This window comes from Agromyces tropicus, assembly GCF_039531345.1.
In the GTDB taxonomy this organism is placed as follows: Bacteria; Actinomycetota; Actinomycetes; order Actinomycetales; family Microbacteriaceae; genus Agromyces; species Agromyces tropicus.
In genome coordinates this window covers 98260-122659 of record NZ_BAAAPW010000006.1, presented here as the reverse complement: position 1 = coordinate 122659, position 24400 = coordinate 98260, and the positions used below count along the sequence as shown (strand labels likewise).

The 24400-nt window shown below is 72.5% G+C and carries 20 protein-coding genes and 1 tRNA gene; 15 read left to right on the top strand and 6 right to left on the bottom strand.

Annotation, left to right across the window (positions count from 1 at the left end; genetic code table 11):
• Positions 1-6: 6 nt before the first annotated feature.
• Positions 7-1281, top strand: coding sequence for an aspartate kinase (locus ABD230_RS16770; RefSeq protein ID WP_344377425.1), 1275 nt, complete (start codon positions 7-9; stop codon positions 1279-1281).
• 126 nt (positions 1282-1407) lie between these two features.
• Positions 1408-2463, top strand: coding sequence for an aspartate-semialdehyde dehydrogenase (locus tag ABD230_RS16765; RefSeq protein WP_344377419.1), 1056 nt, complete (start codon positions 1408-1410; stop codon positions 2461-2463).
• A gap of 90 nt (positions 2464-2553) precedes the next feature.
• On the opposite strand, the gene ABD230_RS16760 is transcribed toward ABD230_RS16765, so the two are convergent.
• A complete protein-coding gene (locus ABD230_RS16760) occupies positions 2554-3174 on the bottom strand; it encodes a MerR family transcriptional regulator (RefSeq protein WP_344377410.1) in 621 nt (206 codons plus the stop codon).
• Positions 3175-3265: 91 nt separating this feature from the next.
• Here ABD230_RS16760 and ABD230_RS16755 point away from each other — a divergent pair, with 91 nt between their 5' ends.
• The 3 genes from ABD230_RS16755 to ABD230_RS16745 all read left to right on the top strand — a co-directional run bounded on the left by ABD230_RS16755 (position 3266) and on the right by ABD230_RS16745 (position 7351).
• Complete coding sequence (locus tag ABD230_RS16755; RefSeq protein ID WP_344377407.1) at positions 3266-3685, top strand: hypothetical protein; 420 nt, start codon at positions 3266-3268, stop codon at positions 3683-3685.
• Positions 3686-3806: 121 nt separating this feature from the next.
• A complete protein-coding gene (locus ABD230_RS16750; protein ID WP_344377404.1) occupies positions 3807-5285 on the top strand; it encodes a malate:quinone oxidoreductase in 1479 nt (492 codons plus the stop codon).
• A 326-nt stretch (positions 5286-5611) separates the two neighbouring features.
• Entirely contained in the window at positions 5612-7351 is a 1740-nt protein-coding gene (locus ABD230_RS16745; RefSeq protein WP_344377400.1) for an ATP-binding cassette domain-containing protein, read from the top strand.
• A gap of 46 nt (positions 7352-7397) precedes the next feature.
• Here ABD230_RS16745 and ABD230_RS16740 read toward each other — a convergent pair whose 3' ends face one another.
• Positions 7398-7913, bottom strand: a complete 516-nt coding sequence (locus ABD230_RS16740) for a VanZ family protein (RefSeq protein WP_344377396.1) — start codon at positions 7911-7913, stop codon at positions 7398-7400.
• A 91-nt stretch (positions 7914-8004) separates the two neighbouring features.
• Here ABD230_RS16740 and ABD230_RS16735 point away from each other — a divergent pair, with 91 nt between their 5' ends.
• From ABD230_RS16735 to ABD230_RS16705, 7 genes are all read left to right on the top strand, one after another.
• Positions 8005-9141, top strand: a complete 1137-nt coding sequence (locus tag ABD230_RS16735; RefSeq protein ID WP_344377391.1) for an Rv2578c family radical SAM protein — start codon at positions 8005-8007, stop codon at positions 9139-9141.
• 116 nt (positions 9142-9257) lie between these two features.
• Complete coding sequence (locus ABD230_RS16730) at positions 9258-10526, top strand: sensor histidine kinase (RefSeq protein ID WP_344377386.1); 1269 nt, start codon at positions 9258-9260, stop codon at positions 10524-10526.
• On the top strand, positions 10523-11662 hold the full coding sequence (locus ABD230_RS16725) for a hypothetical protein (protein ID WP_344377382.1): 1140 nt from the start codon (positions 10523-10525) through the stop codon (positions 11660-11662). Before ABD230_RS16730 ends, ABD230_RS16725 begins: the two co-directional genes overlap by 4 nt.
• Positions 11652-12308: a response regulator gene (locus ABD230_RS16720; RefSeq protein ID WP_344377379.1), complete on the top strand. Its 657-nt coding sequence runs from the start codon at positions 11652-11654 to the stop codon at positions 12306-12308. Before ABD230_RS16725 ends, ABD230_RS16720 begins: the two co-directional genes overlap by 11 nt.
• A complete protein-coding gene (locus ABD230_RS16715; protein ID WP_344377375.1) occupies positions 12309-12926 on the top strand; it encodes a thymidine kinase in 618 nt (205 codons plus the stop codon).
• A 201-nt stretch (positions 12927-13127) separates the two neighbouring features.
• Positions 13128-14606: a sugar transferase gene (locus ABD230_RS16710; protein ID WP_344377372.1), complete on the top strand. Its 1479-nt coding sequence runs from the start codon at positions 13128-13130 to the stop codon at positions 14604-14606.
• 42 nt (positions 14607-14648) lie between these two features.
• Positions 14649-16460, top strand: a complete 1812-nt coding sequence (locus tag ABD230_RS16705) for a DUF4012 domain-containing protein (protein WP_344377369.1) — start codon at positions 14649-14651, stop codon at positions 16458-16460.
• 69 nt (positions 16461-16529) lie between these two features.
• On the opposite strand, the gene ABD230_RS16700 is transcribed toward ABD230_RS16705, so the two are convergent.
• On the bottom strand, positions 16530-17000 hold the full coding sequence (locus ABD230_RS16700) for a GtrA family protein (RefSeq protein WP_344377366.1): 471 nt from the start codon (positions 16998-17000) through the stop codon (positions 16530-16532).
• Positions 17001-17090: 90 nt separating this feature from the next.
• On the opposite strand from ABD230_RS16700, the gene ABD230_RS16695 reads away from it, so the two are divergent.
• The 3 genes from ABD230_RS16695 to ABD230_RS16685 are packed head-to-tail and all read left to right on the top strand — an operon-like array spanning position 17091 to position 20564.
• Positions 17091-17828, top strand: a complete 738-nt coding sequence (locus ABD230_RS16695) for a glycosyltransferase family 2 protein (RefSeq protein WP_344377701.1) — start codon at positions 17091-17093, stop codon at positions 17826-17828.
• Positions 17825-19381 carry a hypothetical protein gene (locus ABD230_RS16690; protein WP_344377360.1) on the top strand — a complete coding sequence of 519 codons (1557 nt, stop codon included), beginning with the start codon at positions 17825-17827 and terminating at the stop codon, positions 19379-19381. The genes ABD230_RS16695 and ABD230_RS16690 overlap by 4 nt, the downstream gene beginning before the upstream one ends.
• A gap of 34 nt (positions 19382-19415) precedes the next feature.
• Positions 19416-20564: a heparan-alpha-glucosaminide N-acetyltransferase domain-containing protein gene (locus ABD230_RS16685; RefSeq protein ID WP_344377357.1), complete on the top strand. Its 1149-nt coding sequence runs from the start codon at positions 19416-19418 to the stop codon at positions 20562-20564.
• A gap of 70 nt (positions 20565-20634) precedes the next feature.
• Here the strand turns inward: ABD230_RS16685 and ABD230_RS16680 are convergent.
• From ABD230_RS16680 to ABD230_RS16670, 3 genes are all read right to left on the bottom strand, one after another.
• Positions 20635-20708, bottom strand: a tRNA-Pro gene (locus ABD230_RS16680).
• A gap of 88 nt (positions 20709-20796) precedes the next feature.
• A complete protein-coding gene (locus ABD230_RS16675) occupies positions 20797-21774 on the bottom strand; it encodes a metallophosphoesterase (protein WP_344377355.1) in 978 nt (325 codons plus the stop codon).
• Positions 21774-24356 carry a transglycosylase domain-containing protein gene (locus tag ABD230_RS16670; RefSeq protein WP_344377351.1) on the bottom strand — a complete coding sequence of 861 codons (2583 nt, stop codon included), beginning with the start codon at positions 24354-24356 and terminating at the stop codon, positions 21774-21776. The genes ABD230_RS16675 and ABD230_RS16670 overlap by 1 nt, the downstream gene beginning before the upstream one ends.
• Positions 24357-24400 lie beyond the last annotated feature (44 nt).

Below are 24400 nucleotides of genomic sequence, written 5' to 3'. Positions count from 1 at the left end.
GCCCACGTGAGCTTGATCGTGCAGAAATACGGCGGTTCGTCCGTCGCCGACGCGGAGAGCATCAAGCGGGTCGCCAAGCGCATCGTCGAGTCCCGCAAGGCGGGCAACGACGTCGTGGTGGCGGTCTCCGCGATGGGCGACACGACCGACGAGCTCATGGACCTCGCCGACGAGGTGACCCCGATCCAGGCGCCGCGCGAGCTCGACATGCTGCTCTCGTCGGGCGAGCGCATCTCGATGGCCCTGCTCGCGATGGCGATCAAGGCGCTCGGTCACGACGCCCGCTCGTTCACGGGCAGCCAGGCCGGCATGATCACCGATTCGGTGCACGGCGCGGCCCGCATCGTCGACGTCACGCCCGTGCGCCTGCGCGAGGCGCTCGACGAGGGCGCGATCGTGATCGTCGCCGGCTTCCAGGGCTTCAGTCGCGAGTCGCGCGACATCACGACGCTCGGTCGCGGGGGCAGCGACACCACCGCGGTGGCGCTCGCGGCCGCCCTCGACGCCGACGTCTGCGAGATCTACACCGACGTCGACGGCGTGTTCACCTCGGACCCGCGCGTCGTGACACGGGCGCGCAAGCTCGACCGCATCACGAGCGAGGAGATGCTCGAGCTCGCCGGGTCGGGCGCGAAGGTGCTGCACATCCGCGCCGTCGAGTACGCGCGCCGTCACGGCGTCACGCTGCACGTGCGCTCGTCGTTCAACAACAGCGAGGGGACGATCGTCTACGACCCCGAGCGCCTTCCCGAAGGAGAAGCTGTGGAAGAGTCCGTCATCGCCGGTGTGGCGATCGACCTGTCGCAGGTGAAGATCACCGTCGTCGGCGTGCCCGACGTCCCGGGTGCCGCGGCCAAGATCTTCAAGATCGTCGCCGGCACCAACGCGAACGTCGACATGATCGTGCAGAACGTCTCGGCGGCCGCCACCGGCCGCACCGACATCTCGTTCACCGTGCCCAAGTCCGACGGCGAGAAGGCGCTGCAGGCGCTGTCGACCGCGCAGGAGGCGCTCGGGTTCCAGTCGCTGCAGTACGACGACCAGATCGGCAAGCTCTCGCTCGTCGGCGCCGCCATGCGCTCGGCGACCGGGATCTCGGCGCGCCTGTTCGAGGCGCTCTACGAGGCCGGCATCAACATCGAGATGATCTCGACGAGCGAGATCCGCATCTCGGTCGTCACGCGCGCCGACAGCGTGAACGCCGCCGCCCGGGCGGTCCACGCGGCCTTCGACCTCGACGGCGACGACGACGCCGTCGTGTACGCGGGCACGGGTCGCTGAGGCGCCCGCCCACCGATCCTGCCGCTCGACGGGGGAACCCTGCCAAACCGGGCGCATCCGCCCGCACTCGGCCGCGGCGTCGAGCGGACTCCTGAATACTTGATGGATGCCACGAGAGGAAGCACCATGGCACACGGAGTGAACATCGGCGTCGTCGGCGCCACCGGACAGGTCGGCGCGGTCGTGCGCCGCCTCCTCGAGGAGCGCGACTTCCCGGTCGCGTCGATCCGCTACTTCGCCTCGGCGCGGTCGGCCGGCTCGACGCTGCCCTGGAAGGGCGAGGAGATCGTCGTCGAGGACGCCTCGACGGCCGATCCGACGGGGCTCGACCTCGCGATCTTCTCCGCAGGAGCGACGCTCTCGAAGGCGCAGGCGCCGCGGTTCGCCGCCGCGGGCGTCACGGTCATCGACAACTCCAGCGGATGGCGCATGGACCCGGAGGTCCCGCTCGTCGTCAGCGAGGTGAACCCGCACGCCATCGACGAGGCGAAGAAGGGCATCATCGCGAACCCGAACTGCACCACGATGGCCGCGATGCCGGTGCTGAAGGTGCTGCACGACGAGGCCGGCCTCGAGCGGCTCATGGTCTCGACGTACCAGGCGGTGTCGGGTGCGGGGCTCGCCGGCGGCGAGGAGCTGCTGGAGCAGGCGCGCGCCGCCGTCGCGCAGGATGCCATCGGCCTCGTGCACGACGGCGGCGCCGTCACGATGCCGGAGCCCGTGAAGTTCCCGCGGCCCATCGCGTTCGACGTCGTTCCGCTCGCCGGCTCGATCGTCGACGACGGCGACCTCGAGACCGACGAGGAGAAGAAGCTCCGGAACGAGAGCCGCAAGATCCTCGAGCTGCCGGGCCTGCGCGTGGCGGGCACGTGCGTGCGGGTGCCGGTCTTCACCGGCCACTCGCTCTCGATCCACGCCGAGTTCGCCAACGAGATCACGCCCGAGCGCGCGACCGAGCTGCTCGCCGCGGCACCGGGCGTCGAGCTCAGCGACATCCCGACCCCGCTGCAGGCTGCCGGGAACGACCCGAGCTATGTCGGGCGGATCCGCCAGGACCAGTCGGCGCCCGACGGGAAGGGCCTCGTGCTCTTCGTGTCGAACGACAATCTCCGCAAGGGCGCGGCATTGAACGCCGTGCAGATCGCGGAGCTCGTCGCGGCGAAGCTGCCCGCCTCGGTCTGACCCCCGTCACGACGGCCCGTCCCGCGCTGCGGGGCGGGCCGTCGTCGTGTCCGGCCGCAACCACCGTGCGCGCCGACCGCGGAGCGGGGCTCAGCTCCCGAGGTCGCGCCGGGCGGCGACGTCCTGGTGCGCGAGTCGCCGCAGCGCGAGCAGCACCGGTTCGTAGAGCGCCGTGCCGAGCACGGTGTACTCGACCGCCGACCGGGGCTCGCCCGGCATCCGCTCGAGGTCGAACTCCGCGATCTCGTGGGCGCGCAGGCCGTACTCGCGCAGCCGCTCCTCGCTGATGGGCATGCCCGCCGCCTCGGCGGCGGCGAGCGCGGACTCGAGCTGGGCGACGGCGGCGAAGGCCGGGTCGTAGACCTGGCCCAGTGCCTCGAGCGCGGCCCTCGCCCGCGGGTACGGATCGTCGTCCTCCGGGTCGGCCGGCGGCACCTCGGGCGGAAGCGCGCCGACGGCGCTGCCGAGGGTCTCGTACAGGTCGTCGCCGGGATCGTCGACGAGCGCGAGGATGCGCCGGGCCTGCTGCACGCTGAGCCCGACGGGTCCGGTGAGCGCGCGCACGAGCCGGAGGCGTCGGACGTGGGCGTCGTCGTAGTCCGCCTGCGTCGCCGAGGTCGCGACGCCGGGATGGAGGAGCCCCTCCCGGAGGTAGTACTTCACGGTCGCGACCGGCAGCCCGGCCGCGGCGGCGAGGGCGGACATCCGCATCACGGGTTCCCCTCCGAATTGGATACTGCTACTCTCCAGTATTGGAGAGCAACACTATCCAATCACGCCGTACGACTCCGAGGAGCCCGCCATGCCGTCCGCCGTCGACCTCATCCTCATCGGGGCGCTCCTGCTCGCCCTCGTCACCGTCGAGACCGGCGGCTGGTTCCTGACCCGCGTCGTGCGCGGCCACGTGCCGGCCAACGCGCTCCAGCAGGGGTTCTTCCGCGCCGGGCATGCGCATGCCGCAGTGCTGCTCGTGCTGTCCGTCGCGATCCTCGCCGTCCTGCCGTACAGCGCGCTGGAGGGCGGATGGCTCTGGCTCGGCCGCCTCGGCGTCCCGGTCGCCGCGCTGCTCATGCCCGCGGGCTTCTTCCTCTCGGTCACCGGGCGCGACCCCCAGCGGCCGAACCGCCTCATCCTCCTGCTGTGGATCGGAGCCGCCTCGCTCACCGCGGGACTCCTCACGGCGGGCATCGGGCTCATCGCGGGCGGCGTCGGCGCGCTCTGACCCCGCCCGCCCGCCGCCCGCCGCCCGCCCGCCCGCCGCCTGACCGCCGTTCGCCCGGGCGGCGGCCGGCGACGAGTGGGCTGGTCAACGCGTACATCCGACCGCCCATACACTGGAACGCGTGAAATCCGAGGACACCGTCGACGTCGTGCTGATCGGCGGGGGCATCATGAGCGCCACGCTCGGCTCCCTGATCTCGAGGCTGCAGCCCGATTGGAGCATCCGCCTCTACGAGCGCCTCGGCCGCGTCGCCCAGGAGTCCTCGAACCCATGGAACAACGCGGGCACCGGTCACGCCGCGCTCTGCGAGCTCAACTACATGCCCGAGGCGGCCGACGGCAGCGTCAGCGCCGCGAAGGCCGTCTCGATCAACGAGCAGTTCCAGGTCAGCCGCCAGTACTGGGCGCACCTCGTCGAGTCGGGGGCGCTGCCCGAACCGCGGAGCTTCATCAACTCGACGCCGCACATGACGTTCGTGCGCGGCCGGAGCAACATCGACTACCTGAAGAAGCGCGTCGACGTGCTCAAGGGCGAGCCGCTCTTCCAGGGCATGGAGTACTCGGAGGACCTCGACACCATCGCCGAGTGGGCGCCGCTGCTCGCGAAGAAGCGCAACCCGAAGTCGAAGATCGCCGCGACCCGCATCGAGTCGGGCACCGACGTCGACTACGGCGCCCTGACCGTCCAGCTCCTCCGCGACATCCAGTCCCGCGGCGCCGAGATCCGCACCGACCACCAGGTCACCTCGCTCAAGCGGCTGAAGGACGGCACCTGGCGCCTGAAGGTCCGCAACCTCGTCGGCAACACCCCCGAGAGCGTCCGCGCGCGCTTCGTGTTCGTCGGCGCCGGCGGCGGTGCGCTCGCGCTGCTCCAGCACTCGGGCATCCCCGAGATCAAGGGCTACGGCGGCTTCCCCATCTCCGGCCAGTTCCTGCGGACGACCGACCCGAAGATCGTCGCGCAGCACCAGGCCAAGGTCTACGGCAAGGCCGCCGTGGGCGCGCCGCCGATGTCGGTGCCGCACCTCGACACCCGCGTGGTCGACGGAGAGACCTCCCTGCTCTTCGGACCGTACGCCGGGTTCACGCCGAAGTTCCTGAAGACCAGCACGTGGTTCGACCTGCCGTTCTCGATCCGGCTGCACAACATCGTCCCCATGCTGCAGGTCGGCCTGCGCAACTTCGACCTCGTGCGCTACCTCGTCTCCGAGCTGCTCGCCTCCCGGGAGAAGAAGGTGAACGCGCTCCGCGAGTTCATGCCGGCCGCCAAGTCGAAGGACTGGGAGCTCATCACGGCCGGCCAGCGCGTGCAGGTCATGAAGAAGGACCCCGAGAAGGGCGGCGTGCTGCAGTTCGGCACCGAGGTGATCTCGGGCGCCGACGGCAGCATCGCGGGCCTGCTCGGCGCCTCGCCCGGTGCCTCGACGGCGGTGCCGATCATGCTCGAGGTCATGCAGAAGTGCTTCCCCGACCGCATGGACGAGTGGGAGCCGATGATCCGCGAGATGATCCCGTCGTACGGCACGACGCTGTCCCAGGACCCGGATGCGGCGGCGGCCTCGCTCGCGCGCACCGCGGCCGCGCTGCAGCTCACCGCCTGATGGATCGGGGCGGATGCCGCGGCATCCGCCCTTCCCCTCGTGCGCCGTCGTCTGCTACGCTCGACGGCGCTATGAAGTGAGCACATCCCACCGTCCCGCGCCCGAGGCGCCGTCGACACCGGGGTGTGCGTTCCTCGCACTGATCGCGACCGTGCTCGCGCGCGCCCCGACGACGGCAGATGCCCGGCGGGATCCATCACCCGTCCCCGGGCCCCGTCGACCGTCCACGTGCGACGTCGGGCCGGTCCGACGCGTCGTCCGCGCCCATCGGAGCGCGCGGGCGTCCGGCGCGGCCCGGGGACCTCCTCGCGAAGGGATCCTTCCGCATGTCAGTGACCGTCACCCATTCCACCCATCTCCGCGGCGACGGCCTCTCCGTGGCGTTCGGCGACCGCCGCGTCGTCGCCGACCTCGGCCTCGCCGTCGCCCCCGGCCACCGCCTCGGGCTCATCGGCGAGAACGGCGCCGGCAAGTCGACGCTGCTCCGGCTGCTCGCCGGAGCCGAGCTCCCGGGCGCCGTCGTGCAGGGGCGGATCGTCCGCCCGGCGCGCACGGGGCTGCTCCTGCAGGAACTGCCGTTCCGACCCGACGACCGCATCGACGAGGTGCTCGAGGCGGCGATCGCCGAGGTGCGCGCGATCGAGGCCGAACTCGACGACGCGGCCGCTGCGCTCGCCGGCGACGCGTCGGAGGGCAGCCCGCCCGACGTCGCCGCCGAGCGGTACGCGAGGGCCCTCGAGGCCGCCGAACGCGCGGACGTGTGGTCCGTCGATCGGACGCGCGAGGAGCTCCTCGACGGACTCGGCGTCGGCGGACTCGGCCGCGGTCGCCGGATCGGCGAGCTGTCCGGCGGGCAGCGCAGTCGCTTCGCGCTCGCGGCGCTGCTCCTTTCGGCACCCGAGGCGCTCCTGCTCGACGAGCCGACGAACCACCTCGACGACGACGCGGCGACGTTCCTCGAGGACCGCCTGCGCGCGTGGCGCGGCCCAGTGCTGTTCGCCAGCCACGATCGCGAGTTCCTCGATCGCGTCGCGACCGGCCTGCTCGACCTCGACCCCGGCCGGGGCGCCGCGGTCGCGCTCGCGCGTGCGGGTGCGTCCGCACGCGTGCCGGGCGGTCGCGACCGGGCGCTCGCGGCCACCGCCGGCACCGCGTTCGGCGGATCGTTCACCGAGTACCTCGCGGTGCGCGCCGACGAGCGCGAGCGGTGGCGGCATCAGCACGAGGTGGAACAGGCCGAGCTCCGCCGACTGCGACACGCCGTGGCCGACACGGCCCGCACGGTCGCGCACGGCCGGGCGCCGACCGATCGGGACAAGTTCCTGAAGCACTTCAAGCGCGAGAACGTCGAACAGGCGGTCTCGCGTCGCGTGCGGAACGCCGAGGCACGGCTCGCCGAGCTGGAGCGCACCCAGGTCGCGCGACCGCCCGCGCCGCTCGCCTTCACGGGCATCCCTGCGGGGGCGAACGCCCTCCCGGAGGAGTCGGGCATGCTCCTCCACCTGTCGGACGTCTCGGTGCGCGGCCGGCTCGACGTGCCCGCGCTCAGGGTCGCCCCGGGCACGCGGCTGCTCGTGACCGGGGCGAACGGGTCGGGCAAGTCGACCCTCCTCGCCGTCCTCGCCGGGCGCCTCGAGGCGGACGACGGCGTCGTGCACCGCCGGCGCGGGCTCCGGGTCGGCCTCCTCGAGCAGGACGTGCGGTTCGCCGAACCGCACGCCTCGCCGCGCGCGATCTACGAGCGCACGCTGGGGGAGCGTCGCGCCGAGCGGGTCCCGCTCGACGGGCTCGGGCTCTTCGCCGCGCGCGACCTCGACCGCCCCGTCGGGAGCCTCTCCGTCGGCCAGCAGCGCCGCCTCGCGCTCGCGCTGGTGATCGCCGCGCCGCCGCACGTCTTCCTGCTCGACGAGCCGACCAACCACCTCTCGCTCGCGCTCGCGGGCGAGTTGGAGGACGCGCTCGGCGGATTCCCCGGCGCGGTGGTCGTGGCCAGCCACGACCGCTGGCTCCGTCGACGGTGGGCGGGGGAGGAGCTGTCGCTCGGCGTCCGCACGTTCGCCGTGTGAGGTGCGACGGATGCCGCGGGTGCGACGCCGCCCGCGGCATCCGCCGTCACTCCGGTCCCGGCCTGACGGCCGGCGCGGCGCGCGCGGCGAGCACCACCAGCAGCGCGCCGAGCCCGGCGCCGACGGCGTTGGCCACGACGTCGCGCGGGTCGAAGGTGCGCTCCGGCAGGTACCGGTACTGGATGATCTCGGCCGCGAGGCTCACCATCGCGGCGAGGATCGTCGCGGAGACGACGAGGTGGAGGCGCTGCCGCCGGAACCAGCCGGCCCACAGCGCGCCGAAGGGGAGGAACAGGACCGCGTTGAGCGACGACTGGACGAGCGGGTAGCGCACGGAGGCGGGCATGCCCAGGCGTCCGAGGAGGTCGATCGCGCCGTCCACGCGGATCAGGCCGCCCTCGCCGTCGACGTGGACCGGCCAGAAGAGCACGACGCCGAGGCCGATGCCGTAGCCGATCCCGACCACCACGAGCACGACCCGCCGCCATGCGAGCGCGCGCCGCGACGGGCCGTCGGGGGCCGCGCGAGGCGGTCGGCGGTCTGGTTCGGGCGTCCGGGACATCGCCACAGGGTAGCCCGCTCGCATGACGGCGGGATGACCGGCTCCGGGGCGTCGGCTTGCAGTCCGTTCGAACATGTGTTCGAATCACCTCATGCGATGGAACGGCCAGGAGCTCGGCGTCGAGCAGCAGGGCACGCTGCCGGGTCTGGCCCGGCTGAACAACCTCGTGCGCTCGGTGCGGACGCCCGACTTCGCCGGCGTCGTGTTCCACGAGGTGCTCGCGAAGTCGGCCCTCAACCGCGTGCCCGGGCAGTCGTACGTGCCGTTCGGCTGGACGATCAACCCCTACCGCGGGTGCAGCCACGCCTGCGTGTACTGCTTCGCCCGGCCGACCCACGAGTACCTCGACCTCGATCCCGGCGACGACTTCGACCGGCAGCTCATCGTCAAGGTCAACGTCGCCGACGTGCTGCGACGCGAGCTCGCCCGCGCGTCGTGGCGGCACGACCCCGTCGCACTCGGCACGAACACCGATCCCTACCAGCGGGCCGAGGGCAGGTACGCCCTCATGCCGGGCATCATCGAGGCGCTCGCCGGCAGCGGCACCCCGTTCAGCGTGCTGACCAAGGGCACGCTGCTGCGGCGCGACCTGCCGGTGCTCGCCGCCGCGCGCGAGCACGTGCCCGTCGACCTCGCGATGTCGATCGCGGTGTACGACGACGAACTGCAGCGCTCGATCGAGCCCGGCACGCCGAGCACGGCGGCGCGGCTCGCGACGGTGACGGCGGTGCGCGAGGCCGGGTTCGACTGCACGGTGTTCCTCATGCCGGTGCTCCCGTACCTCACCGACACCCGCGCCCACCTCGACGAGGCCCTGCGCCGGATCGCCGAGTCCGGAGCGACGAGCGTCGTGTACTCCGCGCTGCACCTGCGCGGCTCCGTGAAGCCGTGGTTCTTCGCCTGGCTCGCGCGCGAGCACCCCGAGCTCGTGCCGCGGTACCGCGCCATGTTCCCGGGCGCGGCGGCCTACTCGCCGAAGGAGTACCGGGAGTGGCTCGGCGCACGGATCCGGCCGCTGCTCCGCGCCCACCGACTGGAGCGCGGCCGCGAGGACGTGGTGACCGGCGGGGTGCGCTCCTCGGCGGGCGACGCGCGGGCGCGCGACGTGCCCGGACCACGGGGCGCGCGAGCGGTCCCGTCGCGGTCGCGACGGTCGGCGTCGCCCGGGGAGCCCTCCGAGCAGGCGCTGGCGGGACTCGAGGCGGCGGCACCGAGCATGCTGTTCTGAGCACGAAGCGCGATCGACGTGCGACGATCCGCCGACCGGACTGTGCCGGAGCGGGACTCTGCTGAGATAATCCGGCGAGTGCCGTCATCCCCCGGGGCGGCCGGATCGGAGCGCGTATGACCCTCGGCCTGCCCGAGCACCTCGCGCGCGCGTCCCTCAGCCGGGCGCTCTCGAGTGCGGGGCATGCCGCGGCGGCCGTGTGCCTCGCGGCCGCACTCGTGATCGCCCTCGCCTCGGCCGTCGTCGGGCCGGGGCCGGAGGGCGTCCCCGCTCGCGAGCCCGCGGTCATCGCGCTCGTGCTCGTCGCGATGCAGGCCGCACTGCTCGGGCTCGTCGCCTTCCACCCGAGCGTGACGTTGACGCTCGCGTACCTCCTCGGCGGAACGGGCGTGGTGTTCGGGCTGACGGTGCTCGTCATGGCGCCGGGGAACGGGTTCGAGTCGACCAACAACGCACTGCTCGCCATGCCGCGCATCGCGTTGCTGCTCGTCGGCGGCGCCGGGATCGGGTCGAGGATCGCGATCGCCTGGGCCGTGCTCGGCTGGGGCCTCGGCGAGGCGGCCGCACTGCTCGGAGCGGCGGTCGTCGGTGCGCAGTGGGCGCCGAGCACGGCCGCGGCGGCGGCACTCGGCATCGTCGTGGTCGCGCGCGTCTACGACTCGCTCACGCGGAGCGAGGATCGTCGCGAGACGGCGCTGCACCGGGCGAGCCAGCAGACGAGGGAGCTCGTCATCCGCCACGACTACGAACTGCGCGCGATCGCGCGCCTGCACGACACCGCGCTCAGCCACCTCGTCGCCGTCGCCGCCGCCGGGTCGGGTCCCGTCGACGAGCGGCTCCGTGCCGGCATCCGCCACGACCTGACGCTGATCGTGGGACGCGACTGGGCCGCCGAGCACGGCGAGGAGGAGGCGCCGACGGCACGACGCGAGCCGGCCGTGGCCGGCTCCGCGACGCCGGACCCGGCATCCCCGCCCGCGGGGGGCGGGACCTCGGCCTCGGACGGGCTCGGCGGGGCGCTCGAGGTCGCACGGGACGCGGGGCTCACCGTCAACGTGTCGGGCTCGACCGACGCCCTCGGCCGCATCGGGCCGCGTCGCCGCGAGGCGCTCGAGGCGGCCGTCGTCCAGTGCCTCGTGAACGTCGCGCGGCACGCCGGCGTCGACGACGTCGAACTGGCGGTCGGCCCGGCCGACGGCGAGGTCACCGTCGTGATCATGGACAGCGGGCGCGGCTTCGATCCGGAGCGGGTTCCCGACGACCGGATCGGCCTGCGCACCTCGATCCGGGGTCGCATCGAGCAGGAGGGCGGGAGCGCCCGGATCTGGTCCCGGCCGGGGGTCGGCACGACCGTGCTGCTCTCGGTCCCGGAGGGCGGCGCATGAGCGGCACGTTGCGCCTCACCCAGCAGGAGGTCGACCCGATCGGCGGCATCGCCGCCACGCGCCTCGTCCAGATCGGCGCTGCGCTCTCGGTCGCGGTCGCCATCGTCCTCACCGCCTGGCACGGGCCGGAGATCGGGTCGCCGCTCGCCGCCGTCGGGGGCATCCTGCTCGTGGCCGCCGCGGGGGCCGTCGCCGTCGTGTCGGCCCTGCCGAGCCGGGCGCCGTTCACGGTCGACCGACTCTGGTTCACGGTCGGGCTCGCGGTGGGCGGTGCGATCGCCGAGTACGTGAGCACGGTCGGCGCGAACCGCTACCTCTACGACGACTACGGTGCGCTCGTGGTCGGGCTGCTCATCCTCTCCCTGGCGCCGTACTGCACCTGGATCTCGCTGCTCGCCGCGGGCTCGGTCGCTGCGGCGGTGCTCTCGATCCTCGCGGTCGGCTCGGCCGGCACGAGCGCCGTGCACGCGTCGGCAGCGGCGCTCATCGCGGTGAACTCGGTCGCGGTCCTGGCCCTGTCGGCCGCCGCCGCCGCCTACTCGGCGACGATCGTCAACGCGAGCCTCGCCTGGCAGCGGCAGGCGAACGCGACGGCGCTGGAGCGCGACGGCGGACTGCGCGAGGGGATCGTGCGGTCGGTGCAGCAGGGACGGGTGTCGGTGCTCGGGCGCGAGGTCCTGCCGTTCCTCGCCCACGTCATGACGGCCGAGCGCATCGAGGTCGCGGATGCCGACCGTGCGCGCGAGCTCGCCGAGATGCTCCGGCGCGCCCTCAAGGCCGGCATCGAGTCGACCTGGCTCGACGACCTCGCGTCCTCGATCTCCGCGGCTCGCGAGCTTCCGGTCACGGTCCACGACCCGGCCGGCACCGCGTCGCGGCTGCCCGGCGACCAGCGCCCGCCCCTCACGGCGCTGGTGTCCTGGCTCACGACGGCCGAGCGCTCCGCCGCCGTCCGCATCGACGTCCGAGCGATCGACGCCGGCGCCCTGATCTCCGTGCGCGCCGACGTCGCCGGCGCGCCGCCGGCCCGGAGGGAGATCGAGCGCTTCCTCGCCGTGGCCCGCGCCGTGGGCGTGCGCAGCGAGCTCGAGATCTCACGAGAGAATGTCGGTGTGGAGTTCCGCTATGACGCCTGATCCCGACGCGGACGACGTGGTCCGACTCGCGATCCTGGACGATCACGCCCTCATCGTCGACGGCCTCGCGACCTGGATCGCGGAGCACGCGGGCGACCTGCGCGTCGCCATCCGCACGACGCGCTGGCTCGACCTCATCCGGCACCCGGACTTCCCCGTCGACCTCGTGCTCATGGACCTGCAGCTCGGCGACACGGTCTCCATCGAGTCGCGGATCCGCGCATGCCGGGCGGCGGGCGCAGCCGTGGTGGTCGTCACCGCGGTCGACGACGACGCGTCCCGTGCGCGATGCCTCGCGGCGGGTGCGGACGCGTTCGTCTCCAAGACGCGCTCGACCGAGGAGGTCGTCGACCTCGCCCGTCGGGCGCTCCGGGGCGAACGCGGCGCCGGTGTCGCGGCGCCGGCGCAGGAGGACGCCCTCCCCGCCCCGCGCGACGCGGCCCTCAGCGCCGCCGAGCGGCGCGCGGTCGGCCTCTACGCCCAGGGACTCTCGACGGCGCGCGTCGCCGAGGTGATGGAGGTCGGGTACGAGACGGCGAAGACCTACCTCCGTCGCTCGCGCGACAAGTACGCCAAGGCCGGGCGCCCCGCCGGGCGCCGTGCCGAACTGATCCGCCGTGCGGCGGAGGACGGACTGCTCGAGTAGATGGCGAAGCTCTACTTCCGGTACGGCGCGATGAACTCGGGCAAGTCGACCGCGCTGCTGCAGGCCGCGTTCAACTACGAGGAGCGCGGTCATCGCGTGCTGCTGGCCAAGCCCGCGGTCGACACCAAGGGGGACCGCGACATCGTCTCCCGGCTCGGCGTGGTGCGCCAGGTCGACTTCACCATCGCCCCGGACGACCCCGTGCTCGAGGTCTTCCAGCAGCATCGCACCCCCGTCATCGAGGCCCACGGCCGCGACGTCAGCTGCCTGCTCGTCGACGAGGCGCAGTTCCTGACCAGCGAGCAGGTCGACGACCTGCTGCGGATCGCGCTGCTCGACGACATCCCGGTCCTCGCATACGGCATCCGCACCGACTTCCAGACGGTCGCCTTCCGCGGCAGCCGCCGGCTGCTCGAGGTGGCGCACAGCCTGGAGGAGCTGAAGACGATCTGCCGCTGCGGACGCAAGGCGATCTTCAACGGCCGCCGGGTCGACGGGCGCTACACCTTCGACGGCGACCAGGTGGCCATCGACGGCGTCGAGGTGGCCTACGAGTCGCTCTGCGGCGTCTGCTACCTCCAGGAGAGCGGCGGCCATCTCGCCGGCCGCGTCGTCTAGCGTCGCGTCCTGCGCGCCCGACGCGCTGTCCCGCCCGATCGTCCGGGCGGTCGGATCCGGAGTCCGCGCCCCACTTCGGGGGACACTTTCGGAGCAGTCCTCACATAGGGGGACATCCTCGCGTTAGCCTGTGGGTGCCCGTCGGCCCGACGGCGGGCGCACGGGGGCCCGAACCCGATGCGAGTCCGGCGGAGGTGATGCATGACCCTCACGCGGCAATCCACGCAGGCGAGCCCGGCCGAGGTGGTCGCGGAATGGCAGCGCGCGTACACGCGCCGGCTCCTCGTCACCGACCTCATCGTCATCGTCTTCGCGGTCTACGGCTCGCAGTTCATCCGGTTCGGCACGACGGGCACGTCCCTCCGCATCCCCGGCGAGGGCGAGCGGCCCGAGATCCTGATCAGCTACGCCATCGTCTCCGCGATCCTCGCGGCCGGCTGGTTCACCTCCCTCGCCATCTTCGCCACGCGCGACCGCAACATCGTCGGCGCCGGCACGGCGGAGTACCGGCGCATCGCCGACGCCAGCATCAGGGTGTTCGCGATCCTCGCCATCCTGGCCTTCCTGCTCCGCTCCGAGGTCGGTCGCGCCTACGTCCTGGTCGCGCTGCCGTTCGGACTGAGCCTGCTCATCGGGGGGCGCTGGGCGTGGCGCAAGTGGCTGCTGCGGCGACGCGCCGCCGGGACCTTCCTGCATCGGGCGATCCTGATGGGGGAGCGCGGCAAGTCCGCGCACGTGGCCGAGCAGATCCAGCGCGACGGCATCTCCGGCATCCACATCGTCGGCGCGGTGACCGAGCACGGCGAATCGTCGCGTGAGCTCGCCCCGGGCATCCCGGTGCTCGGCGACTACGAGGCGCTGGACCGTGCGCTCCGCGAGGCCCGTGCGGACACCGTCGTCTTCACCGGGGCGGACACGATCGATCCCCGCGGCATGCGCGAGCTCGGCTGGCAGCTCGAGGCGACGTCGACCAACCTGGTGGTCGCCCCCGCGCTGACGGATGTCGCGGGCCCGCGGATCCACGCCCGGCCCGTCGCGGGGCTCCCGCTCATCCAGGTCGACTACCCGGAGTTCGCCGGGCGCAAGTACGCCGCCAAGCGCGCGTTCGACATCGTCGTCTCGGCGATCGCGCTGCTCGTGCTCAGCCCCGTGTTCCTCGCGATCGCGGTCCTCGTCCGCCGCGACAGCTCCGGGCCGGCCTTCTTCGCCCAGGAGCGCGTCGGCCTGAACGGCGAGCGGTTCCACATGCTGAAGTTCCGCTCGATGGTCGTCGACGCCGAGTCGCAGCTGCCCACGCTGCTCGACCGCACCGACGGCAACGGGGTGCTCTTCAAGATGCGGGCCGACCCGCGCGTGACGCGCATCGGCGCCGTGCTGCGCCGGTACAGCCTCGACGAGCTCCCGCAGCTCGTGAACGTCCTGCGCGGCGAGATGTCGCTCGTCGGACCTCGGCCGCCGCTCGCCGCGGAGGTCGAGCGCTACGACGACTGGGCCCGCCGCCGCCTGCTCGTGCGGCCCGGCATCACCGGGCTCTGGCAGACGCAGGGCCGCTCCGACCTGTCGTGGGACGACAGCGTGCGCCTCGACCTGTACTACGTCGAGAACTGGTCGCTCACGGGCGACATCATCATCCTCTACCGCACGTCGCGGGCGGTGCTCCAGGCGCAGGGCGCGTACTGATGCGCGGCGATCTCCCGGCCATCTGCGAATACGATGGCTGGCGTGGGTAGACGAGGGAGCGACCGGCCGAGGAAGCCGCTGATCCGGAGCGCACGACTGTGGGTTCCGGTGACGCTCGGCGTCATCGTGCTGGCCCTCGTCGGCGTCGGGTTCGCCGGCGCCCAGATCGCCGAGCGCGGGTTCGCGGCGAAGGACGAGCTCGAGCAGGCGATCCCACTGGCGAAGCAGGCGCAGCAGCAGGTGCTGGCCGGTGACCAGGAGGCGGCGATCGCGACCGTCGCGGAGCTCCGGACGCACGCGGCGACGGCGCGCGAGCTGACGGACGACCCCACGTGGCGCGCGTTCGAATGGGTGCCCACCGTCGGCGCGAACCTGCAGGCGGTGCGCATCACGGCGGCGTCGGTCGAGGAACTCGTCGACGGCGTCGTCGAGCCCGCGACGACGCTCAGCATCGAGGCACTGAAGCCGGTCGACGGCGCGATCGACCTCGCCGCCCTCACCCAGCTCTCCGACACCGTCGACGGCGTCGCCGACACCATCGGCCACGTGTCGGCCGAGCTCGACACCGTCGACCGCGAGCCACTCATCGGCCCGGTCCGCGACGGCATCGACCAGCTCGACGGCGCGGTGGGCGAACTCGAGCCGATGATCGGCCCGGCCCAGCAGGCGCTCGCCGTCCTGCCGGGCGCGCTCGGCGCCGACGGCCCGCGAAACTACCTCGTGCTGTTCCAGAACGTCGCGGAGGCGCGCGGCACCGGCGGCAACCCGGCCGCGCTGCTCCTCGTGAACGTGACCGACGGCCGCATCAGCATCGGGCGCCAGGCCTCCAGCAGCGACTTCCAGAACGGTCGCGCCGAGCCCATCATCGCGCTCGACCCGCAGACCGAGGCGCTGTACGGCGACAAGATCGGCCGCTACATGATGGACGTCACGCTCACGCCCGACTTCCCGGAGACGTCCGAGCTCATCCGCGCCTTCTGGGCGGAGTCGTTCGGCGACCAGGTCGACGGCGTCGTCTCGTTCGACCCGGTCGCGCTCGGCTACCTGCTCGGCGCCACCGGCCCCGTCCAGCTGCCGACCGGTGAGAAGCTCACGAAGGACAACGCCGCGAGCATGGTGCTCAACGAGGTGTACTCCACGTACTCCGAGCCCGAGGACCAGGACGCGTTCTTCGCGGCGGCCGCGGCATCCGTCTTCAAGGTGCTCACGTCCGGTTCCGGCGACACCGACGCCCTGATCGAGGCGCTGACGCGCGCGATCGACGAGGACCGCCTCATGTACGTGCCGTCCGACGAGGGCGAGGCGGAGTACATCTCCGGGTCCCGCATCACGGGCACGCTGCCGTCCGGCAACGACGACGCGAGCGTCGTGGGCGTCTACGTCAACGACGTCACGCAGGGCAAGATGGACTACTACCTCCAGCTCGACGTCGACGCGTCGACCGACGCCTGCACGGTGGCGGACGGCACGGCACCCACCTTCACGACGACCGCGACGGTCACGAACACGGTCCAACCCGACCAGGTCGACGGGCTGGCGGAGTACGTCGCGACGGGCAAGTACTTCCCGCGCGGCCACATCTCGACGGACCTCGTGTTCTACGGTCCCGTCGGTGCGACGTTCCAGCAGCTGACCGCCGACGGCAAGCCCGTCACGGTGACGCCGCTCGAGCACCTCGGCCGGCCGGCGGTCAAGGTGAACATCCGCAACGTGCCGGCGTCGACCCGCGTCATCGAGGCCACGTTCACCGGAGCCCCGGATGAGGCCTACGGCCCGCTCGCGGTCCGGCACACGCCCCTCGTGCGCACGTCGGAGATCACGGTCGACGCCCCCGGCTGCGACGCCGCGGACTGACGCAGCGGCCTCCGCGCAGGCGGCATCGGACGTCGGCCCCGCGCACTCGTCGGTCCGGCGCGCGCGGCCTCAGGTCGCGTCGACGGTCTCGGTCGGCCGCGGCCGGCGCTCGCCGCGGAACACGATGAAGTGGTACAGCAGGAACCGGACGACGACGACGATCGCGATGCTGCCGAGGTTGACGACGTTCACCGCGAACGGCCCGGCCTCGCGGCCGAGGAACGCCGACGCCGACTCGACGCCCGCCCACACGATCAGGGCGCCGAGCGCCGTGCACGCCGCGTTCACGATGACGAACAGCGTGATCTCCACCGCGCGGGAGTGACCGCCGCGGTCGCGGAACGTCCACTCGCGGTTGCCGAGGTACGCGTTCACGAGGGCGACGAGCGAGGCGGCGATCTTCGCGACCACGATGTCGACGCCGAACACGTAGAACAGCAGGTTGAACACCGCGATCTCGATGAGCGTGCTGATCGCCCCCACCGTGAGGAATCGGGCCCCGAGTCCGGCGAGGCGCCGCCAACGAGCATGCTGCGACATCTCGACTACGCTACTACGCATGCCGGCGTCCCCCGCGTGCGGCGATCGACGTCGGGAGGCCGAGTGCGACTGGATCATCTGGTGGTCGTGATGCCCGCCTACAACGAGGCTGAGGGACTGCCGGGCTTCCTCGCGGAGATCCACGAGCACCTCGCGCCGCTCGCGGAGCGGCTCGAGATCGTCGTCGTCAACGACCGGTCGACGGATGACACCAGCCGCGTGTTGCACGACCTCGCCGCCGACCTGCCCGGCCTGGTCGTGGTCGACGCCGAGGTCAACCGCGGGCACGGCCCGACGGCCCTCGCGGCGTACCGCGCCGGGCTCGAGCGTTCGCCCGACCTCGTGCTGCACGTCGACGGCGACGGCCAGTTCCACGGAGCGGACCTCGCGCGCGTCGTGCGGGCGTCCGGGTCGACCGGGGCCGACGTCGTCCACGGCGTGCGCCGGGGGCGGGAGGACCCGTGGTTCCGTCGCGTCCTCACGGGCGCCGTGGGGCTCGTCGTCGCCGCGGCCGTCGGACGCCGCGTGCCCGACGTGAACACGCCGTTGCGCGCCTATCGGCCGGCGACGCTCACCGCGCTGCTCGAGGGGGTGCCGGCGGACGCACTCGTCCCGCACGTGCACTTCTCGCTCGCAGAGGTGCGCCGCGACGACCTGGTCCGCTACGTCGAGGTCGCGAGCCTTCCGCGACGCGGATCGAACCAGACCGGCACCATGTGGGGCGTCGAGCGTCCGCCGAAGCTCCCGCCGAAGCGCCTGCGGCAGTTCGCGGTCGCGTCGGCGGCGGAACTGTGGCGGGTGTCGCTCCGTCCGGGGGCCGCGCGGTGACCGCCGAGGCGACCGCCGATCGTGCGACGCCGTCGTTCGACGTGCGCCGGACCGCGCTCGGCGTCGCCTGGTGGCTCCTGCTCGCCGCACTCGTCGTCGCGAACCTCGCGGTCGTCGTCCCGGGCATCGCGTCCGTCCGCCTCTGGGAGGACGAGGCACTCAACCTGACCGTCCCGCTCAACCTGGTGCGGGGGCTCGGCTACGCGAGCGACGGCACGCTCTCGGGCAGCACGCTGACGCCGTTCGACGTGCGCATCTCGACGGGACCCGTCATCCTGCTGCCGACCGCCGGCCTGATCGCGCTCGGCGTCGACCCGGTGCTCGCCGGACGACTCGTCGCGACGCTCGGATATGCCGGTCTGCTCGCGGCGCTCGTCCTCGTCGGGCGGCGGCTCGGCGGCCGCTGGGCCGCACTGGTCGCGGCCGCGGTGCCGCTGGCGTTCGAGACCGGCGCGCTGCCGTCCCCGATCCAGACGCCGGCCGACGTCCTGGGCGAGGTGACCGCGGCGGCCTTCCTCGCCGCGGCGCTCCTGTTCGTCCATCGCCGTCCGTGGCTCGCGGGGCTGCTCATCGGGCTCGGCATCCAGGTCAAGTTCATCGCCCTGCTCGCGGTGCCCGCGTTCGCGGTCGCCGTGCTGCTCGACGCCTCCGGTCCGCTCCTGGCGCGTCTGCGGGTGACGGTGCCGCGCGTGCTCGTCGCCGCGCTCGCAGCGGCCGCGCCGACAGTGGTGTTCGAACTGGCGAAGCTCGTGAGCCTCGGCCCCGCCGGGTACTGGGCGAACCTCCGGAACTTCGCCTACTTCCTGCTCTCCGGGGGCCAGCGCGGCTACGAGGTGACGCCGGCCGACAAGGTCGCCACGATGCTCGCCTCCTGGAACCTGCCTCCGGAGCTCGTCGGCCTGCTCGCCGTGCTCCTGCTCGCGGCCGGTGTCGTGATCGCGGTGGTCGCGTGGGGCCGGCTCCGGCGCGCGCCGCGGCTGCTGGCGACTCGGGGCCGCAGCCGCATGGAACTCGCGGAGTTCGGCACCGTCCTCCTCGTCGCGGCCCTGGGGCTGGGGACGTACCTGGCATGGTGGCTGGTCTCACGGCACACCCCCGCGTGGATCCGGCACCCGGCTCCGGGCGTGCTGGCCTTCGCGCCGGTGCTCGCCGCGGGGTTCGTGCCCGCCACCAGGGTCGCCTGGCAGGGCCTGCGCTCGCTCGTCGTGCGCACGCTCGTCGCCGGGCTCGCGCTCGTCGCGGTGGTGGCGCTCGCCTGGTCCGTCGTCGGTCGCGTGGCGACCGTCGGCAGCCGTGCGGGCGTCTCGGGCGAGACGCTGCCCGAGCAGCGAGCGGCGGCCGAGGAGGTCGCCGCACTCGGGCATGACGAGCTCGCCACGTGGTGGGGTGCCGGCGTGAGCCTCGCCGTCCTGTCCGGCGCCCACGCCGGGCTCACGGATGCCGGCGCGGCGACGGCCGACGACCCGACCATCTGGTCCGGGACGCCGCGCATCGAGGACTGCGACGTCGAGCTGACGACCGGCCGATACACGGTCTGCGCCGCACCCCGCTGACCTCGAGACGGCGGCCGGGATGCGAAGATGGCGCATGGCCGATCCCGTCCCGAACGCCGCGCGGCGAGGGCCGCGACGCGTCGACGGCGTCGATGCGGCCAGAGGGCTCGCGCTGATCGGCATGTTCGTCGCCCATGTGGCGCCCGCCGTGGCCGATCCCGACGTCGCCGCCGTGATCGGCTTCGCGGACGAGCGCCCTCGTCTCCTGTTCGCGCTCACGGCGGGCATCGGCCTGGGCCTGCTCACCGGTGGGAGCCGCGTGGTCGTGGACGGCCCGACCCGGGGCCTCCTCCGGCGTCAGATCGCCGTGCGGGCGCTCCTGCTCATCGCCCTCGGCCTCCTCGTGGTCGCGGTGCTGCGCCCACTGGTGTTCGTCATCCTCGACGTCTACGGCGTGGCGTTCCTCGTCATGCTGCCGCTGCTCTTCGTGCCGGCACGGGCGGCCCTCGTCGTCGGTTCCGTCCTGCTCGCGGTCACGCCTGCGATCGCGGAGGTGGCGCAGCGTGACACGGGCCTCACCCGAGGCGGTGGCGGGGTGCTCGGCCTCGTGGCCGACTGGTTCCTGGTCGGCGCCTACCCGGTGATCATCTGGGTGCCGGTGATGCTCGTCGGGCTCGGCCTGGCCCGCCTCGGCGTCGCCCGCGCGAGCACGCTCGCCCCGGCCGCCCTCGCGGCCGCCGTCGTCGCATGCGTGGCGTTGCCGGCCTCCGCGCTCCTCCCCGGCGCGGAGGACGTCGCGAGCAGCCCCGAGGCGACGCTCTGGAGCATCCCCGTCGCGATCTCCTTGGAGACGCTCGGGAACACCGCGATCGGGGTGCTCGTGGTCGCGGCGGCGACCGCCCTCACCGCGCTCGCGGTCCCGCGCGTGCGCCGTGTCGCGAGTGCCGTGCTGTCACCCGTGAGCGCCATGGGCTCGATGCCGCTGACGATCTACACGGGTCATCTCGTCGTCATCGCGAACGCGAAGTACGTGCGCCCGGACGGTGTGGTCAGCGACGACTCGTGGCCGCTGCTCGTCAGCCTGGTCGTGGGGTCGGCGGTGTTCGCGTGGGTCTGGCGGCGCTTCCTCGGCCGTGGACCGCTCGAGCGCGCCTTCCGGTGGGCGAGCGGTCGGAGCCGCGTCGACGAGGCGACGGCGACGGGCGAGCCGGCCGAGCGCGAGGGCGGCCGGCCGTCCTCCTGAAGACGCGTCGAGCCCCCTCCTGATCGGAGGGGGCTCGACGTCCGGGTCGCGTTGCGGCCCGGGTTCCCGGTCGGGGTGACAGGATTTGAACCTGCGACCTCTTCGTCCCGAACGAAGCGCGCTACCAAGCTGCGCCACACCCCGGGGGCCCGAAGGCCTCAACAAGCATAGCCGACATTTCGAGTGCTCCTGACCACCTCCGGGCCGGTGCCGACGGGTCGGCCGCCCCGCGTCAGGGTGTGGGCACGAGCGTCATCAGCGTCGCCTCGGGCGGGCAGGCGAACCGCACCGGCGCCGTGATCGACGTGCCGAGGCCGGCCGACACGTTGAGGAAGGCGGTGCGCAGGCCGTGTCGCCAGATGCTCAGGCCGCTCGCCTGCTCGCGCGGGATGTCGCAGTTGGTCACCAGCGCGCCGAAGCCGGGCACGCAGACCTGACCGCCGTGCGTGTGGCCGGCGACGAGGAGCTGTGCGCCGTGGTTGACGAAGGAGTTGAGCACGCGGCGGTAGGGCGCGTGCGCCACGCCGATCGTGACGCTGCGTCGACCGTGCGGCCCGGAGTCGGCCGGGTCCGGCCAGGTCTCGTCGCCGTACGGGTCGTCGGCCCGGAGGTCGTCGATCGCGGCGGCGACGACCTCGAGCCGGTCGTACCCGCGGTGCGGGTCGTCGACGCCGAAGAACTCGAGGTGGGTCCCGCGGACCTCGAGCGACGCGGCCGCGTTGTCGAGGTCGATCCAGCCGAGGCCGTCGAAGAAGCGGTGGAGCGCGCCGATGTCGAGCCGTTCGGCTCGTGCGACGCGGCCCGACGGCCCGCCGAAGTACCCGAACGGGTTCTTCAGCACGGGACCGAAGTAGTCGTTCGACCCGTTCACGAACACGCCGGGGACGCCCCGGAAGGGCTCGAGCGCGCGTCGCACGCCCTCGAGCCCGCGACGGTGGCCGAGGTTGTCACCGGTGTCGATGACGAGGTCGGGCTGCAGCCGGGCGAGCGCTGCGATCCACTCCTGCTTGTCGCGCTGCCACGGCGCCATGTGCAGGTCGGAGAGGTGCAGCACCCGGATCGGCTCCGCGCCCGGCGGCAGCACCGGGACGTCGACGCGCCGGAGCGTGTAGCGCCGGCGCTCGACGAGTGAGCCGTACGCGAACGCGGCGGCGCCCGCCGCGCCGATCGCCAGGGCGATCCGCGCGACGGGCGGGAGGCCACGACCCATCAGCCGGCCTGGTCGGCGTTGCCGCCGCCGCCGTCGCCGCCCGGAAGGTCGGGGCCGCCGCCGTTCTGCAGCCTGCCGATCGTGATCTGGATGCGCGCACCGGACTTCACGGAGCTGCCGGGCTCCGGCGACTGCGCGATCACGACGCCGTCCTGCGACGGGTCGCTGACGTCCTGCTCCTGCTTGTTCACCTTGAAGCCGGCGTCCTTCAGCGTGCTCTCCGCCTCGTCGGCCGACATGCCGACGACGTCGGGCAGCCCGGCGAGGTTGCCGCGGCTGACCTGGAGGCTGATCACCGCGCCGCGGCCGGCCGTGCCGGACGGCGACTGGGCGCCGATCGTGCCCTTCGGCTGGTCGGAGTCGACGTCGCCGTCCATGCGCCAGCCGAACCCGGCCGTCTCGAGCGCCTGCTGCGCGGCCTCGGGCGAGAGACCGAGCACGTCGGGCACGGAGACCTGCGGCGCGTTCAGCATCGAGGCCTCGGGCTCCGGGAAGGCGTCGCCGCCGTAGCGGGAGTTCGCGACGGACTGGACCCGCGGCCAGATCTGGTGTCGCAGCGAGGCCGCCTGGCCGGCGTCGAAGTACGTGTCGCGGAGGTTGACGTGGCCCGTGACGTTGAACACGCCCACGACGGTCGCGACCTTCGTCGACGCACCGCTCATCCAGGTCGCCTCGGCGTTGTCGGTCGTTCCCGTCTTGCCGATCATCGGCACGTACGGGTCGGTCCGGTAGCCCGAGGGAGCGGCGGTGCCGCCCTGGATCGTCTTCTGCATCGCGTACGCGGTGCCGGCCGCGACCTCGGGGGTGATGGCCTGCTTGCACTCCGACTTCGGCGGCTCCATCTCGGTGCCGTCCTGCTTGGTGATCTTGTCGATCGCGATCGGCGAGCACGACTTGCCGCCGCCCGCGATGCCCGCGAAGGCCGTGGCCATCGACAGCGGCGCGACCTCGTTGGTGCCGAGCACGGCCGAGGGGAACTGCGACAGCGGGTCGTAGTCCGCGCGGTGGACGCCGAGCGCCTCGGCCGTCTTCGCGATGCCGCACAGGTCGAGCTGCTTGGCCATCGCGACGAAACCGGTGTTGTACGAGTTCACGGTGTTCTCGACCGCGGTCCAGTACCCGCCGGGGCTGAAGTCGTCGTTCTTCGGACCCCAGCCGTCGCCGCTCATCGTGCCCTGGCAGCTGTTGTTGAAGCTGCCCCAGTTCTCGCGGAAGCGCGCGTCGACGGCCTCGTTGAGCGCATGGCCCTCCTTGAGCCACTCGGCGAGCGTGAAGACCTTGTAGGTCGAACCCGGCTGGAAGCCGCTCGAGCCGCCGTAGTCGATGTCGGTGTTGTAGTTCACCGCGGTGTAGTTGCTGCCCGACGCGAGCACGTCCGGATCGTCGGAGTAGTCCTTGTTCTGCGCCATGGCGAGGATGCGCCCGGTGCCGACCTCGACGCTGACGACCGTGCCGCCGATGTCGACGCCGTCGGCGACCTTCGGCACGTTGTCGTTGAGGGCGCGGATCGCCTCGTCCTGCACGAACAGGTCGATGCTCGTGTAGATCTGCAGGCCGCCCTGCTGGAGCAGCTTCTTGCCCTCGTTGACGTCGGGCGTCGACGGGTCGTCGAACTTGTTGCGGATCTCCCAGGCGACGTAGTCGCAGAAGAAGGCGTGGCCCTTGGCCGATGCGCAGCCGGTGCTGGGTGGCGAGATGTTCGGAGCGACGGGCTCGGCGATCGCCGTCTCGTACTCCTCCTGCGTGATCTTCTTCTCCTTGTGCATCTGCTCGAGGATGTAGTCGCGACGCACCTTGTTCGCGGCGTAGCCGTTGGCCTCGCCGTTCTCCTCGTCGTCCGGCATGTCGAGCCGGAACTTCTCGGGGTGGTTGACGATCGCGATCAGGCTCGCGGCCTGTGCGAGCGAGATGTCCTGCGCGTTGGTGCCGAAGTAGTACTGCGCGGCCGCCTGCACACCGTAGACCCGTCCGCCGAAGGCCGCGATGTTCAGGTACCCGCGAAGGATGTCGTCCTTCGAGTACTTCTTCTCGAGGGTGATCGCGTAGCGCATCTCCTTGAGCTTGCGCTCGGCGCTCACCTCGGTGGCAGCCTCGTACGCGGCCTGCTTCTCCTCCTCGGTCGTCGCCTCGTTCACGCCGTTGTTGATGAGCACGTTCTTGACGTACTGCTGCGTGATCGACGACCCGCCCTGGGTGTCGCGGCCGAGGACGGTGCTCAGGGCGCCGCGGACGGTGCCCTGGATGTCGACGCCGCCGTGCGAGTAGAACCGCGGGTCCTCACCGGCGACCGCGGCGTCCTTGAGGTACTGCGACATGTAGTCCCACGACACCTCCTCGCGGTTCTCGTCGAAGAAGGACGCGAGCTCGACCCACTCGCCGTTGCCGTTCTTGGCGAGGACGGAGGACTTCTCGGAGAGTTCGCCGATGTCGAGGTACCCGGGGAGGTTCTCGAACATCGTGATGCTGTTGTTCGCGGCCATGCCCGTGACGGCGAGCGCAGGGGTGACGGCGGCGGTGACCAGCACGCCGGCGAGTGCGCTCATGCCGACGAAGCCGAGGACCCCCCCGGCGGCATCGCTCATCGTTCGTTTTTGGGCAGACATAGAGTGGAGCCTAACTGAGGAAG

Coding starts and splice junctions, on each gene's coding strand:
- ABD230_RS16765 (WP_344377419.1), top strand. CDS start 1,408: ATGGCACACGGAGTGAACATCGGCGTCGTCGGCGCCACCGGACAGGTC.
- ABD230_RS16760 (WP_344377410.1), bottom strand. CDS start 3,174: ATGCGGATGTCCGCCCTCGCCGCCGCGGCCGGGCTGCCGGTCGCGACC.
- ABD230_RS16755 (WP_344377407.1), top strand. CDS start 3,266: ATGCCGTCCGCCGTCGACCTCATCCTCATCGGGGCGCTCCTGCTCGCC.
- ABD230_RS16745 (WP_344377400.1), top strand. CDS start 5,612: ATGTCAGTGACCGTCACCCATTCCACCCATCTCCGCGGCGACGGCCTC.
- ABD230_RS16740 (WP_344377396.1), bottom strand. CDS start 7,913: ATGTCCCGGACGCCCGAACCAGACCGCCGACCGCCTCGCGCGGCCCCC.
- ABD230_RS16735 (WP_344377391.1), top strand. CDS start 8,005: ATGCGATGGAACGGCCAGGAGCTCGGCGTCGAGCAGCAGGGCACGCTG.
- ABD230_RS16730 (WP_344377386.1), top strand. CDS start 9,258: ATGACCCTCGGCCTGCCCGAGCACCTCGCGCGCGCGTCCCTCAGCCGG.
- ABD230_RS16725 (WP_344377382.1), top strand. CDS start 10,523: ATGAGCGGCACGTTGCGCCTCACCCAGCAGGAGGTCGACCCGATCGGC.
- ABD230_RS16720 (WP_344377379.1), top strand. CDS start 11,652: ATGACGCCTGATCCCGACGCGGACGACGTGGTCCGACTCGCGATCCTG.
- ABD230_RS16715 (WP_344377375.1), top strand. CDS start 12,309: ATGGCGAAGCTCTACTTCCGGTACGGCGCGATGAACTCGGGCAAGTCG.
- ABD230_RS16710 (WP_344377372.1), top strand. CDS start 13,128: ATGACCCTCACGCGGCAATCCACGCAGGCGAGCCCGGCCGAGGTGGTC.
- ABD230_RS16700 (WP_344377366.1), bottom strand. CDS start 17,000: ATGTCGCAGCATGCTCGTTGGCGGCGCCTCGCCGGACTCGGGGCCCGA.
- ABD230_RS16695 (WP_344377701.1), top strand. CDS start 17,091: ATGCCCGCCTACAACGAGGCTGAGGGACTGCCGGGCTTCCTCGCGGAG.
- ABD230_RS16685 (WP_344377357.1), top strand. CDS start 19,416: ATGGCCGATCCCGTCCCGAACGCCGCGCGGCGAGGGCCGCGACGCGTC.
- ABD230_RS16675 (WP_344377355.1), bottom strand. CDS start 21,774: ATGGGTCGTGGCCTCCCGCCCGTCGCGCGGATCGCCCTGGCGATCGGC.
- ABD230_RS16670 (WP_344377351.1), bottom strand. CDS start 24,356: ATGAGCGATGCCGCCGGGGGGGTCCTCGGCTTCGTCGGCATGAGCGCA.